The sequence below is a fragment of the Desulfomonilia bacterium genome (genome assembly GCA_036567785.1).
Taxonomy (GTDB): domain Bacteria; phylum Desulfobacterota; class Desulfomonilia; order UBA1062; family UBA1062; genus DATCTV01.
This window is the reverse complement of record DATCTV010000054.1, coordinates 83516-99299: the sequence shown is the minus strand read 5'-3', so window position 1 is coordinate 99299 and position 15784 is coordinate 83516. Positions and strand designations below refer to the sequence as shown.

At 46.8% G+C, this 15784-nt stretch carries 18 protein-coding genes; 8 read left to right on the top strand and 10 right to left on the bottom strand.

The window, feature by feature from the left end; translation table 11 throughout:
- Positions 1-188 precede the first annotated feature (188 nt).
- A complete protein-coding gene (locus VIS94_14495; protein HEY9162284.1) occupies positions 189-524 on the top strand; it encodes a histidine triad nucleotide-binding protein in 336 nt (111 codons plus the stop codon).
- 5 nt (positions 525-529) lie between these two features.
- Here the strand turns inward: VIS94_14495 and VIS94_14490 are convergent, their stop codons facing one another.
- The 3 genes from VIS94_14490 to VIS94_14480 are packed head-to-tail and all read right to left on the bottom strand — an operon-like array spanning position 530 to position 3433.
- Entirely contained in the window at positions 530-1678 is a 1149-nt protein-coding gene (locus tag VIS94_14490) for a class I SAM-dependent rRNA methyltransferase (protein HEY9162283.1), read from the bottom strand.
- A gap of 19 nt (positions 1679-1697) precedes the next feature.
- Entirely contained in the window at positions 1698-2219 is a 522-nt protein-coding gene (gene mobB / locus VIS94_14485; GenBank protein ID HEY9162282.1) for a molybdopterin-guanine dinucleotide biosynthesis protein B, read from the bottom strand.
- A 56-nt stretch (positions 2220-2275) separates the two neighbouring features.
- Positions 2276-3433, bottom strand: a complete 1158-nt coding sequence (locus VIS94_14480; GenBank protein HEY9162281.1) for a class I SAM-dependent rRNA methyltransferase — start codon at positions 3431-3433, stop codon at positions 2276-2278.
- A 197-nt stretch (positions 3434-3630) separates the two neighbouring features.
- Here VIS94_14480 and VIS94_14475 point away from each other — a divergent pair, with 197 nt between their 5' ends.
- The 3 genes from VIS94_14475 to VIS94_14465 all read left to right on the top strand — a co-directional run bounded on the left by VIS94_14475 (position 3631) and on the right by VIS94_14465 (position 4703).
- Complete coding sequence (locus tag VIS94_14475) at positions 3631-3969, top strand: PilZ domain-containing protein (protein ID HEY9162280.1); 339 nt, start codon at positions 3631-3633, stop codon at positions 3967-3969.
- Between the two features lie 118 nt (positions 3970-4087).
- Positions 4088-4396: a YggT family protein gene (locus VIS94_14470; GenBank protein HEY9162279.1), complete on the top strand. Its 309-nt coding sequence runs from the start codon at positions 4088-4090 to the stop codon at positions 4394-4396.
- A 10-nt stretch (positions 4397-4406) separates the two neighbouring features.
- Entirely contained in the window at positions 4407-4703 is a 297-nt protein-coding gene (locus tag VIS94_14465) for a DUF167 domain-containing protein (protein ID HEY9162278.1), read from the top strand.
- On the opposite strand, the gene VIS94_14460 is transcribed toward VIS94_14465, so the two are convergent.
- Positions 4687-5286 carry a CBS domain-containing protein gene (locus VIS94_14460; GenBank protein HEY9162277.1) on the bottom strand — a complete coding sequence of 200 codons (600 nt, stop codon included), beginning with the start codon at positions 5284-5286 and terminating at the stop codon, positions 4687-4689. The genes VIS94_14465 and VIS94_14460 overlap by 17 nt on opposite strands.
- An 86-nt stretch (positions 5287-5372) precedes the next feature.
- Here VIS94_14460 and VIS94_14455 point away from each other — a divergent pair, with 86 nt between their 5' ends.
- Complete coding sequence (locus tag VIS94_14455) at positions 5373-6086, top strand: sulfite exporter TauE/SafE family protein (GenBank protein ID HEY9162276.1); 714 nt, start codon at positions 5373-5375, stop codon at positions 6084-6086.
- A 3-nt stretch (positions 6087-6089) separates the two neighbouring features.
- On the opposite strand, the gene VIS94_14450 is transcribed toward VIS94_14455, so the two are convergent.
- Genes VIS94_14450 through VIS94_14430 form a run of 5 tightly spaced genes read right to left on the bottom strand, consistent with a single transcriptional unit; the run spans position 6090 to position 10872 of the window.
- Positions 6090-6887: an NADPH-dependent 7-cyano-7-deazaguanine reductase QueF gene (locus VIS94_14450; protein HEY9162275.1), complete on the bottom strand. Its 798-nt coding sequence runs from the start codon at positions 6885-6887 to the stop codon at positions 6090-6092.
- Positions 6884-7555 (bottom strand): 7-cyano-7-deazaguanine synthase QueC, encoded by a 672-nt coding sequence (gene queC, locus VIS94_14445; protein HEY9162274.1) that lies wholly within the window; start codon positions 7553-7555, stop codon positions 6884-6886. Before queC ends, VIS94_14450 begins: the two co-directional genes overlap by 4 nt.
- A 2-nt stretch (positions 7556-7557) precedes the next feature.
- Positions 7558-8184 (bottom strand): 7-carboxy-7-deazaguanine synthase QueE, encoded by a 627-nt coding sequence (locus tag VIS94_14440; GenBank protein ID HEY9162273.1) that lies wholly within the window; start codon positions 8182-8184, stop codon positions 7558-7560.
- 18 nt (positions 8185-8202) lie between these two features.
- Positions 8203-9441 carry an adenylate/guanylate cyclase domain-containing protein gene (locus VIS94_14435; GenBank protein ID HEY9162272.1) on the bottom strand — a complete coding sequence of 413 codons (1239 nt, stop codon included), beginning with the start codon at positions 9439-9441 and terminating at the stop codon, positions 8203-8205.
- Between the two features lie 3 nt (positions 9442-9444).
- Positions 9445-10872 carry an HDOD domain-containing protein gene (locus VIS94_14430; GenBank protein ID HEY9162271.1) on the bottom strand — a complete coding sequence of 476 codons (1428 nt, stop codon included), beginning with the start codon at positions 10870-10872 and terminating at the stop codon, positions 9445-9447.
- A 329-nt stretch (positions 10873-11201) separates the two neighbouring features.
- Here VIS94_14430 and VIS94_14425 point away from each other — a divergent pair, with 329 nt between their 5' ends.
- From VIS94_14425 to VIS94_14415, 3 genes are read left to right on the top strand one after another with little or no spacing between them, the layout of a single operon-like run.
- The gene (locus VIS94_14425) at positions 11202-11588 is read left to right on the top strand and encodes a TraR/DksA family transcriptional regulator (protein ID HEY9162270.1); all 387 of its coding nucleotides are present in this window, start codon (positions 11202-11204) and stop codon (positions 11586-11588) included.
- Between the two features lie 3 nt (positions 11589-11591).
- The gene (locus tag VIS94_14420; GenBank protein HEY9162269.1) at positions 11592-14531 is read left to right on the top strand and encodes an AIR synthase-related protein; all 2940 of its coding nucleotides are present in this window, start codon (positions 11592-11594) and stop codon (positions 14529-14531) included.
- A gap of 6 nt (positions 14532-14537) precedes the next feature.
- On the top strand, positions 14538-15350 hold the full coding sequence (locus VIS94_14415) for a phosphoribosylformylglycinamidine synthase subunit PurQ (protein ID HEY9162268.1): 813 nt from the start codon (positions 14538-14540) through the stop codon (positions 15348-15350).
- A gap of 8 nt (positions 15351-15358) precedes the next feature.
- On the opposite strand, the gene VIS94_14410 is transcribed toward VIS94_14415, so the two are convergent.
- Positions 15359-15721, bottom strand: coding sequence for a PilZ domain-containing protein (locus VIS94_14410; GenBank protein HEY9162267.1), 363 nt, complete (start codon positions 15719-15721; stop codon positions 15359-15361).
- Between the last annotated feature and the right edge of the window lie 63 nt (positions 15722-15784).

The following is a 15784-nucleotide window of genomic DNA, read 5'->3' as shown; positions in this document are numbered from 1 at the left end:
TGGACTGGCAGAAATCTCATACCGAGGGAATCGAATGGTACTACTGCGGTTCGGCCCATTCCCAGCCGCTAAACGCAAACCAGAAGGCCTATGCCGCTTGGTGGATGTTCGCCAGACTGGCAGGCTGGAATGGAGAGTGATATACTAGCCGCGTTGAAAGAGATTACATATTCAGGAGGCAATGACAAATGAGCTGTATCTTTTGCAGGATAATTAAAGGCGAAATTCCGTGCACAAAGGTTTATGAAGACGAGCTGGTGCTTGCATTCGAAGATATACAGCCTATGGCAAAGGTTCACGTACTCATTGTCCCGAAAACCCATATTGAAAACCTCAATTCAGAGATCGATAAAGACCTGTGGTTTGCAATTGTCAAAGCCGCCAGGGAAATCGTCAGGATAAAAGGCATCGCCGATAGCGGCTATCGTCTAGCCATAAATTCCGGCCCTGACGGTACGCAGATTGTGCCCCATCTGCATGTACATGTATTAGGCGGCCGGTTGCTTGATGCGAAACTCGGATAACAATCCTATTCGATATTGACGATCAGACCGTGCACATGCTCGCCTTCCGGATGAGACGGCAGATACGGATAGTCGGGTCCCTGGCTTAATTTTCCTGTAATCCTTGCAGACAGTCCGCACGAACCCTCAGCCCTGGATATCGCTTTCATAAGTTCGTATATTCCAAACCTGGGGCTGTATGATGTAAGGGCGAACATCATGCCTCCGGGCTTCACCCTTTTCATGGCCTGGGAAAAGATGCTGTTGTAGTCTTCGAGTCTGGAAAACGGTGGCGGGTCGCAGATAACGATATCGTACTGAGAAGATTCCCTTGAAAGAAATGCCGAGACATCTTCCCTCTGATGATGCCACACAAACGAACTTATGGAATTCGCCTCCATGTTTCTTTTCAAAATGGACTGGGCCGATATGGAATTGTCCACGGAAGTGACTGTTGAAGCCCCTGCAAGGCTCGCCGAGAGCGAAAACCCGCCGGTATATGAAAAAAGATCCAGCACGGACTTGCCTTTTGAAATTGATCTGAGAAGCGCTCTGATGGGCCTGTATTCAAGATAGAACCCTGTCCTGTCGCCTGTCTTTACATCAATGAAAATTCTGCTGCCTTCCTCCAGGACTTCAAGGTCCTCTTCCGGCAGTGTACCCGAAATGGGGCCGGACTGCATATCAAGACCTTCGGCCTTCCTGGATTTGGCGTCGGACCTCTCGTGAATCGTATAGCCGGGATAATGTGATTTGAATATGTCAATGATGTCATCCCTGAATTTATCCATGGCCATACATAAGAACTGGACGACAATGACATCACCGTACCTGTCTGCAACAAGGCCGGGCAGTCTGTCACCTTCAGAATTTATGATCCTGTAACAGTTTGTCGTCACTGGAATTATCCGTCTGCGGAATGAGATCGCCTTCTCAATCCTCGCTGCAAACAGCTTTTTGTCGATATTTTCCCTTCCCAGCGTAATGACCCTGACTGCAATCTGGGAATATGGGTTGTAGAATCCCTGGCATACAAAACGGCCTGTCGAATCCAGAACCCGGCATATGTATTTGTCAGAGTGCGAATCGACCTTGTCAACCGCACCTGCAAAAATCCACGGATGGCCTGCAAGTATCGGCTGCTCCTTGTTTTCCTTGATTTTGACAATAAACATGGGTTGCCTCTAACACATCTCAACAGGCGTTGCCAGCATCTTTAATCTTTATCGGAGGGTATGAAAGGATAAAGTCTGCAAGCTTTGCCACATCGTTGAATCCGAATCTGGGAATGTCTACGCCAGGATCGGCATCGCTCACCATGCCGATAAAATTACCCTCGAATTCCCTGCAAAGCGGAAGCTCGTAAACAGAGGGATTGTAAACCTCGATTTTCGGAAAGGGCCCGCTTTTATAACCTTCCAGGAGTACTATATCCATGCCCTTTCCCGCCTTTTCGGCAATTTCCTGAACGGTCTGCTCCGAATCTTCATACATCATCATTCCGTGAGGTGAAAATATCATGATTCTTGACGCTCCACTTTCCCGGTATCTGTATGTGTCCTTTCCTTTTATGTCGAATTCCGGGATATGGCTTGTATGCTTTACCGCAGCCACTTTAAGACCTCGTTTTTTAAGTTCGGTTATAAGGAGTTCGATTATATGGGTTTTGCCTGACCCTGAACTTCTTGCCACGAAAGATATGATATTAACGTTCATGGGCGCTGATTATCCGGTCAGGATTTCAAAATCAACAAATTTTTGCTTTTTAAGCATCATACTGCTTGAAGTATCAGACATTTGAGATATGCGGTTTCGGGCATTGCCAGCAATACCGGATGGTCGAGGGCCTGACCTCTTGATTCGAGAAGTCTTAATTCCTTTCCGGCTGATAATGAAGCTTTTATGATAGCATCGTGAAAATCTTCGACACTCATGTTATACGAGCAGGAGCAGCTCGCAAGGATTCCGCCAGGCTTAAGGGCAAGAAGCGCACGGCGGTTAATGTCAATATATCCCCTCATAGCATCAGGCAGGTCTTTTTTTGATTTTGCAAATGCCGGAGGGTCGAGGATTATCATGTCCTGAGAATTGCGGTTTAGTGATTTAAGGACATCAAGGGCTTCTGCCGCTATAAATTCACATTCGAGGTTATTGACGGATGCATTATTTTTTGCGCGCTCAAGAGCGAAGGGAGAACTGTCGATACCGGTTACGCTTTTTGCCCCTGCCGATTTCGCTACAAGCGCCCAGGCGCCGTCATAACAGAAAAAATCAAGAACCGATCCGCCGCTGACATATTTGCGCAACGCCTCCCGGTTGTCCCTCTGGTCAAGGAAAAGGCCTGTTTTCTGGCCGTTTAAGACATCGACATCAAAATCAAGACCGTTCATACTGACGGATACTCTTTCCGGAAGATTCCCGTAAGCAATGTGCTTTTCCTGAGACAACCCTTCAAGAAGACGCGTCCTTGAATCGTTTCTGAATACTACAGCTACAGGGCTGAACAGTTCAATGATACAATCCTTTATTGTATCCTGATTCTCGGACATGCACCGTGTATTTGCCTGACAGACATAGACCTCACCGTACCTGTCGATGATAAGGCCTGGAAGTCCGTCCGATTCACCGAATATGATCCTGCAGGTGTTGCTGCCGGGATACAGCTTTTTCTTCCTTTCTGAAGCTTCAGCTATACGCCTCGAAAAAAAATCCCTGTCAGGGGCTTCCTCCTTTCCTGAAAACATCCTGATTGCGATAAGGGAGTGGGGATTTATGTATCCGGTCCCTAGAAAGGCATTTTTATAAGAATAAATACAGGCCCATCCGGGTGAGAATGTTTTAAGAGGTTCGGCGAGTTCGTTGCTGAACACCCACTTGTGGCCTCTTGCAAGCCTTTTTTCGCACCCCTTTTTCAGCCTGATGATTTGCATAAACAATGCCCCTGATATGTTTTAAAAAAGGCTATTCCAAAAGACCCTGCGGTGCAAGACCATTGATGAAAAGTGCTGAAGGAAAGGAATCCTGATAAATGTCCGGATAGAACTCCGCCCTTGTTTTGATACCGTTTTCAGCTATAATATAAATATATCAAACAGCTTCATACGGCCCAACAAACAATGGGGGATGCATGGAATCAACTGAAGCGGACAATACAGAAAAAAGGAAGCATCAAAGAAAACAGGTCAGGCATCTTGCACTCGTGAAAATAGGTTCGAATCTGTTCGGAAGAGGCTATACCAGGGATATAAGCTTGACAGGCATGTGTCTTGAATCAGTCAGCATATTCAGACTTATCAAGCCTGCAAGGGTAAACGATATTCTCGGTCTCTCAATATCGGCCCAGTTTGCAGAGTCGCAATTGACCGTGAACGGAACTGTGGTGCGTATAGATTCACAAAAGGGGGAAACTGCAGTTGTAGTAAGCGATACTACTGATAATCCCCTTTGGGAAAGTATGTGCGCTTAGCATAAAATGGTTTTGTTCCGGGATTTGTTCAACCGGCACATTAAATTAAACCACTTGAATTGCATTTACAAAAAAAAGGCAATGATCTCGAATCAGTCTTAAAAAAACGGAGGAACACATGCTGCTCGGGTATATTCTTACAGGACTGGGATACACTCTGCATATTCTTCTCAGTGTCTATATGTGGATAGTTATTATAGGCGCCCTGTTATCATGGGTGAACCCGGATCCCTATAATCCGATCGTCAGATTCCTTCGCTCGGCAACAGAGCCTTTGTTTTACTTTGTAAGGATGAAGCTCCCGTTTCTCAGGGCCGGCGGTATAGATTTTTCTCCGATTGTTGTTATTGCAGTCATATATTTCCTTGATTATGCACTGGCGGGATACCTTATTGCGCTGGGAACCCGTATGAGAATAGGACTTTAAGAAAAACCATATGGCTGAATGGCTTAAGGCAAGGGGCCAGAAAATACTTATATCGGTCAGGGTTCAGCCCGGCGCCTCAAAAAATTCCGTTACCGGCATCAAAGAAGATACCCTTAATATTAAACTCTGCTCACCCCCCGTGGACGGCAGGGCCAATGATTCCCTAATCAGCTTTGTTGCTAAGATGCTTGACGTTTCAAGGTCGTCAATTCAGATAATTAAGGGAACAAAGACCAGAAAAAAACTGCTTGAGGTATCAGGGGTGACAATTGCGGATGCAGAAAAAGCGCTTACCCCGTTACCTTGACACCGCGGTAGCCAAGCAGATGGAGCTCTTCGGCAATATCTTTTATATTGCCGCCCGAGACCCTGAAGTGATGGATCGTGTCGTCTTCATTCAAGGACATGCCGACACTTATTATATAACCGCCTTTAGCCTCGATTATGGAAACAACCTCGTCAAAAGACCCGTTTACCTGTTTGAGAATGACATCTATTCTGGACCCGCTCTTGAGAACACCCATAAGATCAATGAAGGCCTTGAGAATGTCAATTATCGTAAGGATACCTAAAATCTTGCCTTTTTCGACGACGGGGAGAGAACTGACCTTCTGTTCGTAAATAATGCGTGATGCTTCTTCGAGCGTCGTTTCCCGTGTGACTGTGACCGGGTTCTTCATCATAATATCACCGACGCGCAATGTCTCAAGCATTCCGGTAAGAATTGCCTGTTTCGCATCAGTCGAAGTGATAAGGCCGACAAATTTGCCTGCATCGACAACCGGAAGGTGTCTTACTGACTTTTTCTTCATAAGGGACAGGGCCTGGAGCACGCTCGAATCAGAGCCTATCGTGACCACGTTCTTGATCATCCAGTCATTAACTCTCATGAGAAACCTATATCAAATTTTTGTCCGTTTGAAAAACCATTAAAAGAATACGTGCGGAAGCCCTTTCATGCTGATATATTACCGATATGGCGTCGGCAGTAATAGTGGGACTTCTTTCCGGTTTTCTGGCCGGTCTTGTCGGTATAGGCGGGGGGTTCATATTTGTCCCCCTGATCATGACCGTATACGGCAATATTGACATCCATAAGGCAATAGCCACATCAAGCGGTTTTGCCGTTGCCGCCGGCTTGAGCTCTTTTGTTACCCATATGCGAAAAGGGGCCCCTTATGTCGATATAATGGCCTTGTTCCTTGCAGGAAGTCTGGCAGGAGCTGTTGCAGGCCCGCATATCTCAATAATGATCTCCGCAAAGATCTTGACTAAACTCTTTGCCGCAATTGTCTTTCTGCCTGCACTCATGCGAGCTCTCAGGTTTTCCATTAAACCAAGGACCATTTATATTGTAATGCTGGGGTTTCTGATAGGATGCTTCTCATCCATGTTCGGGATAGGCGGCGGGATACTCCTTATGCCGATTCTCATACAGGCGTTCAACCTCGACCTGAGAAGGTCTCTTACCACATCGGCGCTCTTTATTGCAGTCAACTCGACCATTGCCACAGCAGTATACGCCAGCAGGGGTTTTGTAGCCTGGGATATCCTTCTGCTTGCCGCCCCTGCGGGAATTGCAGGGGCCTTCTTCGGGGCAAAAACCTCTCACAGGCTTAAACCTGCATATATCAGAGCCATCCTCATTATGATCATGCTCGGGGTTGTAGTGAAAATGTTGCTTGAATAGCCGCTATTGACGTATATGCCTTACGGGTTTGACATCTTCCGATCTGATATCGTTGGAAGACCTTAAAGGATTGATGTCTATGCCGCCGCGCCTAGTGTAAAGGCACTGCACTACAAGCCTTTCAGGCGCGCAAGCAACGCTTATATCGGCGAATATCTTTTCGCAGCAGGCCTCTGCAAAGTCCTCATGGTCACGAAACGAACAGATATAGGCAAGAAGAGAATGATGAGATATTTCCGGCCCCGTGTAATCTACGACAACGGTTGCCCAGTCCGGCTGGGATGTAATCGGGCAGTTGGTGTGAAGAAGATTGCTTACAAGCCTTTGGCTGGCCCATTCATTAGAAGTTTTCAAAAGCCCGGGATCGGGCTTGTAAATGGATATCCCGGTATCCAGGCCGTCTATGCAGATGCCGTCAATTTTTGACGGTAATATTGCCTCTAGATCATCACCTTCATAAATCCTGACCTCAATCCAGGGGGAAACAAGGACCGGCTGAAGGTCATTTTTTATTGTCGTTATGAATTCATCCTTTGAATCAAACCTCTCGAATGCCATACCGTTAAGATACAGTTTTAATGATTTCGACTCGACAATATTAGCGCTCTTTATAGGGTATGTCAGCTCCATTATACCTGCGACAGAACAACCTTTCGGGTTCAGCCAGGAAATTTCATAAGCCCTCCATATGTCAAAACCATGCATCATGACACGGGGTTCCGGCCTTTTTACGGGGTACAAGATTCCAGCATCCCGTCTGCGTTTACCTTCGATCTTTTTGCCCAGCAATATTTCCTTCATTCCATGTACCTTGTCGGGTCAAGTCCTCTGTCGAATCCCAGGGCTTTTTTCCGCTCATTGCATGTCGCACACTTTCCGCAGTGCAGATCGCCCCCTTTATAGCATGACCATGTAAGGCTGAAATCAAAATCTGCCTTCCTGCCAATTTCTGCTATTTTATCTTTTGAAATCGACACAAAAGGTGCAATCACCCTGACACCGGTGTAGGTCCCTTCCTTTGCAGCCTTGCTCATGGCTGTTACGAACGATTCCCTGCAGTCTGGATAAACTGGGTGATCACCTGCATGAGCGGCTATAAGAACATCTTTTATCCCCAGGTTTTCAGCCATGCCTATGGCAACGGACAGCATTATCCCGTTTCTGAAAGGCACAACGGTTGAGCGCATGTTCGTATCATCATATGAACCTTCAGGGACATCTCCGCCGGAGAGCAGGATGCTGGATGAGAACAGTTCATTCACAAATGGAAGCGAAATTAAAGTAAATGATGCTTCATACTTGCCGGCAAGTACCTTTGCCAAAGCCAGTTCCCGGGCATTATGTCTTGATCCGTAATCGAATCCGATGGCATGTATTTTAGAATATTCGACGCTGGAAACCGCAAGGAGCACGCCCGAATCCATCCCTCCCGAGAGAAGCAGTACCGCCTCGTTTGTCTTAACCTGCATGTTCATATTCCCCTTTTATCCCCCCAGCACAGTACATGTAGCCTGGGTGTCATCATGAACCCGTTGCTGATGCAGAACTCGAATACTTCCGGCATCATGGCAATCTGGTCTTCCTTTGTCTGTCCCTCAGGCATTATGTACACACGTGACACATCGATACCGTTATCCCTGATGAACCTTCTTATTGACCGGCCAGTTTTTGCAGAATCATATACGAACTTGAAACAGTCTGCCTTCTTAATATCCGTTTTGTCTATAAGCCATTTTCTTCCCGGTCTTTTCGGACTGAGAACGATAAAGGCCGATTTCAGATCAGGAATCCCCGCCTTTCCGCTGGTCTCATACTGAACAGAGAAGCCACTTTCAACAAGGGCCTCATGCAGGAGAACCACTTCATCTTTCTGTATGAAAGGCTCGCCCCCTGTTATCACGACACTGGAGCGTTCAAGCTCTTTGATCCGTGACAGAACTTCCTTGACAGGCATTTCCTCCCCGCCCGAAAGGGCATATCGGGTATCGCACCAGGAACAGTACGGCCTGACGCATCCTGCGAGCCTTATAAAAGTGCACGGCCTGCCTGTCCACGGCCCTTCTCCCTGGATCGAGGGAAATATTTCTATTATTTTCATCTGTATTTGATGAGAATGCTATTCTTTCTTATACAGAACCCTTGCAGGATACACATTTTTGCTAATCCCCTTTATCTTTACCATCGGCATAGTCTCAAAAACAATGCTGTTGTCGGGAAAATCACTGACAAGATCATACGTGGATTCCGATACAATAATTTCTCCATTGGCTGCTATCGATTCGAGCCTCTGAGCCATGTTAACGGGTTCCCCTATCACGGTATAGTTCATATGTTCACTCGTTCCTATATTCCCCGCAAGCGCATTGCCGGAGGCGATGCCGACACCTACATCTATGGGGCGAAAACCCTCTTTTATCAATGCATCATTGAGCCCCTTGACTTTCAGTTGAATCTTCATAGCGCATTCTATGGCCCTTATCGGATCATTCTGGTCAGAATACGGAATACCGAATACGGCCATGAATCCGTCACCCAGAAATTTGTCGAGCATGCCTCCGAATTCGAATATGCACGGAACGACGCTTTCAAAATACCTGTTGAGTATCTGCACGACATCCTTGACATTATACTTTTCAATCATGGGGGTGAATTCGGTAATATCAGCAAACAATACAGTAACGTGCTTGATTTCGCCTGAAAGCTGGTTGAGTCCTTCATTGGCAACCAGATGTTCGGCAAGCCCCCTGGAGAAATAACGGCTCAGATTTATTCGCTTTTTCTCAAGGGCTATGACCTCCTTGTAGGATTTTACAAGTGATACCGTAATGGACATCTGGTCTGCTATGAGTTCGAAGAACCGGATATCATTGACAGTGAAAGCCTCCGTATTGCTGTCCCGGAAATTGATGACCCCTATGCATTTGCCTTCTGATATTATGGGAACACAGGCAAGCGAGCCTGCCTGACCAGTACCTTTGTCTGCAAAGATGGGGTCGATGCTGACATCAGTCAGGTATATCGTGCGAACGCTTTCGACAACTTTGCCTGCGACCCCTTCCCCCCTTTTCAGCCTTATTGCATTGTGTTTTTTAGCTCCTGACAGCTCGGATGCTCCTATTATGTAAAGCTCGTCCCTGTTTTCATCCATGACCATAAGCGAGATACTGTATATTCCGGTATAATGCTTTACAATTTCCAGCTGTTTGGAAAAAAGGTCTTCCCACGTGGATATGCTTGTTATTTTAAGTATTTCACCGAGTTCCTTCAGAAGTGAAAGTTCGGATATTTTCTGCTCATAGGCGTGCTCAAGCGCCACAATTTTTTCACTGAGAATATTTTCCAGTTCCTGCTTCATGTTTTATGATGAAAGTATCATTCCTGCTTTTTTCTTCATATCTTCATACGTCCTTGAAATAATGTCCAGACCTAATGGTATATTCGGATGTCCAAGGAATTCGGATGCGTAATGATTGATCATGTCAGTGTCTAGCCGGCCGGTGTGAGCTATGTAATCAGCTACATGGATGGTCACCGCGAGCGGTCTGTTTACTGCAAATGCCGGCAGATGATGAGCCCTCAGGCCGTCAACTATATCCTCGGGAAGCTGCCACCTGTCGGCAATATATGCACCAAGTTCCGCATGGCTGAGGCCGTACCTGCTTTCTTCCTCGGCAAGTGCGTCGATATCTGAATATCTTTCAAAGTCCCCTGAATATCCTTCCTGCTGTATGAGGGCAATCTTGCCGATATCGTGCAGCAGTCCTATAGTGTATGTAAGATCAGCCACTTTGCAGCCTAAAAAGCCGCCCAGCCAGTGGGATATATGCCCTGTAAGCAGACAGTGTATCCAGAGTTTTTTTACTTTTGCAGATGAAATGTTCATAATAAATTTGTTCAGTGCCAGGGAAATAGATAGGTTTATTACCTCATTGTTTCCCAGTATCACGATTGCATGCTCAACGCTTTCAATCTTTCTGTGAAAGCCGTAAAAGGCAGAGTTGACAACTTTCAGAACCTTTGAAGTTATTGCCGGATCGCTCTCTATTATCGATGCCATTTTAGATGCACTTGCATCGGGATCACGGGCAATGCCTATTATCTTGTGTGAGATTGCAGGCAGTGTATTGAGCTGCTCAAAATTCCTGAATCTTTTCAGGGTTTTTGCGCCCGCTTTCTTTTTTGTTTCGAATTTCTCACGATAAGACCACCTTTCAAGCACTGAATCCAGACCATTGCCATCCGGGATATCCTGTCTGGAAATTCTGCCTACTATTCCGGCAGGCAGAAGCTCTTTTATGCATTCGCCGCTGAATGGAGGCATCTCATCGATTATATTACCGGATATGCCAGCCTCTTTTGCAATGAAAGAATAGAACTGGTAAAAGGTCGAGCATACAAACCTGATCTCCGGGTCATCCTTATGTTCGGCTATTGATGTCTCCTTGATGCTTTCCCACATGCTTTTCGCCCACTTTGAATTTCCGATCTGATTGAGACGTTCTATTGCAAGAAAAACAAGGTTGTAGAGGTCTTTTCCATCAAGAGGATATATGGCGATCCCTTTGGGAACCGACATGAATGCGGCGGATGCGTCATTTGCAGATGCGCCTATCATGGCAACAAGCTCATAATCCAGGTAAGAGACATGCGTGTCCATATCCCGGCAGCAAGAAATAACCTTATCCCTGTACATGTCGGGAATGGCTACGATAGCCATGCTTCCCCCCAGAACAGCGACCTTTTTTATCTCTATCTCCAACGGGTGAATTTTTTCTGTTCCATTCATGGAACTTATATCGTCATTAAGCTCAACATTCTTGACTTGGTTTTTCGTACACCAGAATGCCTTGCATGATCCGGGTTGAAAAGGACAGAAAAGCCATTTTGGCCAGAGTTGAAATTTCCCCCGCCGAAAAGGTTCCGGTTGCAGAAAATTTAACCTTTGTCGAATGCGAAATTTTAATCCCTTGACTCTTTAAGGCTCATCACTATTACTAACCTATACTGCAAAGTCAGTGGACATGACGGGATCAGGTTCAATGAAAAAAAGAATATTGACAGGCCTGTCCCATTATGTTTATTTGCGAACTTCCATTTGAAAATTCGGAGGAAGAGATGCTAAAACCAAAAGATCTCCAGGAGATTAAGGAACTCCTCCTTACAATGAAAAAGGAACTCCTTGAAGACCTCGAAGAACGCATAAAATCAAGCGATGTCTCTGAACAGAGGGTAATCGGTGACATCTTTGACGATGCCGACCTTGAACAGTCAAGGGAATTCAACCTGCTTCTTAATACAAGGGAAAAACAGAAGATAAAGCAGATCGAGCAGGCACTTCTTAAACTGGAGAACGGGGAATACGGCATATGCGAAAATTGTGAGGAAGACATCCCGGTCGGCCGTTTGAAGGCCATGCCGTTTGCAAGCCTGTGCGTAAAATGCAAGTCATTGCAGGAAACCATTGAGGGTCACGCAACGGTATTCCCGACAGAGAAAGGCTAACCCGTGTCACACAGGGTTGAGGTCGGGCCTAAACCTCACCTCTTTGATGCCCGTGGTGAGAGGGTAAAAAAACAGATTGGCCATGCACTGCCCGACATTTCCATCAATCATATCACATGCCTCGACCTGTACAATATAGAAGGTGAAGCTGAAAAAGAATGGTGCATTGAGGCCTTCTGTGATCCGGTTATACAGGAGGTTGCCTTTGACGAATCGCTCGAATATGACTTCGATTGGTACATAGAGATAGGATTTAAACCCGGCGTCACGGACAATGTCGGCCACAGTGCAGCGTATGCGCTGGAACTGATAAGCGGGAAAAAGATACCTGTTTTCTACGCCAGAGGCTTTCTGATAAAAGCGGACATTGACCGCAGAACCGCCGAGAAGATAGCAACGGAGTGCCTTGCAAATACGCTTATTCAGAATTACAGGGTCTTTGATGCTTCTGAAGCATCAGGGATTGCACCCTATATACCCAAAGTTGTCGATACGCATATCCCGAAAGTTGATGAGATCGATCTCGATATACCGGATAATGACCTGATAAAGCTGTCACAGGACAGGACCTGGGCCCTTACGCTCAAAGAGATGAAGGCGATCCAGTCATACATGAAGAACCCGGAAGTCATAAAAAAAAGGATCGCATCAGGCCTCGGGGAAAAGATAACGGATGTTGAAATAGAGGCCCTTGCACAGACATGGTCCGAGCACTGCAAACACAAGATATTCAATGCCGATATCCTGTACATAGAAAACGGCAGAGAAGAGAGAATATCATCACTTTTCAAGACATATATAAAAGGTTCAACCGATGAAATCAGAAGGTCAAAAGGTAAGGATGATATCTGTATAAGCATATTTACGGACAATGCGGGCGTAATCCGTTTTACCGATGATTATCATCTGGTTTATAAGGTCGAAACGCACAATTCCCCCTCTGCTCTTGATCCATACGGCGGAGCGCTTACGGGTATAGTCGGTGTGAACCGGGACCCGTTCGGGACCGGTCTTGGGGCGAAGCTTATTTTCAATACTGACGTTTTCTGCTTTGCAGAGCCTTTCTATTCAAAGGAGCTCCCTCCCAAGATACTCCACCCGATGCGCATTTTTGAAGGCGTGCGTGAAGGTGTTGAACACGGGGGGAACAAAAGCGGGATACCCACAGTGAACGGTTCGCTGGTATTCGACAACCGCTACCTGGGCAAGCCTCTAGTATATTGCGGTACTGCCGGCATAATGCCGAAAACGGTAACAGGCAGACCATCGCATGAAAAGGAGATACTGCCGGGCGACAAGATTATTATGTCAGGAGGCCGGATCGGAAAAGACGGTATTCACGGTGCGACGTTTTCGTCTGAAGAACTCCATGAGGCCTCTCCAACATCTGCAGTACAGATAGGCGATCCAATCACGCAGAAGAAGCTGACCGATTTTCTGCTCCGTGCCCGGGATATGGGGCTCTACAGGGCGATCACCGACAACGGGGCTGGCGGACTGTCTTCGTCAATCGGCGAGATGTCAGGCATGTCGGGCGGATGTCTCATCGAACTTGACAAACCTCTTCTCAAATATGCCGGCCTCAATCCCTGGGAGATACTGCTTTCAGAAGCGCAGGAGCGTATGAGTCTTGCCGTCCCGCCTGAGAAGGTAGATGAGTTTCTGTCACTTTCCGAGGAAATGGGCGTGGAATCCACAGTAATCGGCGAGTTTACTGATTCGGGCTATTTCCATTGCACATACAAAGGCAGGACTGTGGCATTTCTCGATATGGACTTCATGCATGACGGTCTTCCCAGGCTCGACCTGAAGGCAATATGGGATGATCGGGAGATTCAGGAAGACACGATCCCAGAACCGTCGGACCACGACGCAAAACTCAGGGAAATGCTCGGCAGGCTTAACATATGCTCCAAGGAATATGTCGTGAGGCAGTATGACCACGAGGTTCAGGGCGGTTCGGTCGTTAAACCTCTTACCGGAGCGGCCTGCGACGGCCCCTCCGATGCGGGTGTAATAAGACCCCTTCTTGATGTTTTGGACGGCGTAGTGGTATCGAACGGGATTTGTCCGAGATATTCGGATATTGACACCTATCATATGGCGGCAAACGCCCTTGATGAAGCGCTCAGAAATTATGTCTGCGCCGGCGGCGATCCCGATCACTGGGCCGCGCTTGACAATTTCTGCTGGTGCGACCCGGTTCAGGGTCCGAGAAACCCGGACGGTACATACAAACTCGCGCAGCTTGTAAGGGCTAACAGGGCGCTTTATGATTATACGATAGCCTTTTCCTGTCCTCTTGTTTCGGGCAAGGACAGCATGAAAAACGATTATATAAACGAAACCCTTAAGATATCCATCCCTCCCACTCTTCTGATTTCTGCCATAGGAAGGATCGAGGATGTAACCAAGGCTGTGACCATGGATGTCAAAAACCCGGGAGATATCATCTATCTGCTCGGAAAGACAAAGAATGAACTGGGTGCAGGCGAGTATCTGGCCTCATTTGGTGTCGTCGGATCATCCGTTCCCAGAGTTGATGCGCCAAGCGCCCTTTGCAGATACAAAAAGCTTCATGAGACAATGACAAAAGGCTTGATCGTCTCCGCCCACGACTGCTCCGACGGAGGACTGGCCGTTGCACTTGCAGAAAAGGCCTTTGCCGGCGGTCTTGGAATAGAGGCGGATATCTCCGGTATTAAAACTGAAGGAATCCTGACTGATACACAGATTCTTTATTCCGAGACTGCAAGCAGGATAATTATAACGGTCAGCCCTGAAAATTCCGAGTCAGTCGAGGCTGCCTTTGGTGACGATATATCACGGATCGGCCGTGTAACATCGGACAAAAGGCTTAAAATCAAAGGTTCAGGCGGTATTATCGTTGACAGCGATATAGACGTACTCAAGGCGGCATGGAAAGAGCCGCTCAATTTTTAGCGGGCCATGGCAAAAACAATCAAAGCACTCGTAATTACAGGATCAGGAACAAACTGCGAAATGGAAATGGCGCATGCCTGCAGACTCGCCGGAGCCAAAGCCGAGATCGCGCATTTGAGCGATGTTCTGAGTGCAAGAGTGCGCATTCCCGATTATGATTTCCTTAACCTTCCTGGAGGATTCCTTGATGGAGACGACCTTGGAAGCGCAATGGTCGAGAGTGTCAGATTAAGGCATGCCTTGATCAAAGGGACATCCCGCACCATGTACGATGAGATTATGACCCTGATTGAAAGAGGCGGTATAGTTCTTGGCGTGTGCAACGGTTTCCAGGCACTGGTCAAGACAGGGCTGCTCCCGGGCAACCCGTTCGGAAAGCGCAGGGTGTCTCTGTCTTTCAATGATTCGGCAAGGTTCGAAGACAGGTGGGTGAAAATGGCGGTCAATGAAAAAAGCCCGTGCATATTCACAAAAGGTCTTGATACTCTCGATCTTCCCGTCCGCCACGGGGAAGGCAAATTCATAACAGACAATGATGACACACTGAACGAAATCACATCTGGAAATCTGGACAGTCTCTACTATGCCGATTTATCAGGTAATGTAACCATGGAGTACCCTCATAATCCCAACGGGAGCGTAAACGGGATTGCCGGCATATGCGATGCATCCGGCCGCGTTTTCGGACTTATGCCTCACCCAGAGGCATTCACCCACTATACAAATCATCCGCACTGGACCCGCGGCATTATAAAAGAAAGGGCCGATGGCATGCTGCTTTTCGATAATGCAGTTAATTATCTGGCGGGCTCAAGATAATCAGACCTTCATGTCAGGCGAAACCTGTTCTTTGAATTGATATTTTTTGAATATTTGAATCTAGCTGCCATACGTTTTTCCGTTTCCAGAAACATCTCGAAGTTGGTTTTATTCGTATCGGTAATTTCAACTGCAACGCCTGTTTTTGCTATTCTGACCACATGTCCGGACACCCATATTATTTGGCCGATGTTCTCGGCGTCTATATCGACTGTGACATCCGTCCCTATCTTCAGATACTGAGGTGTCTTCATGAACAGCCCGCCTGAACTGATATTTGTGATTTGTGTGCGGAAGGCTTCATTTTTGCCTTCGCGGAATACGGCTCTTAAATTCACGTCAATCCTGCTGCTGGCACGCTTTTCAATCATAGCCCCTCCGTTTCATTTCGATATAATTTAACATTATCGGAATCATTTAATCAAATATAAATG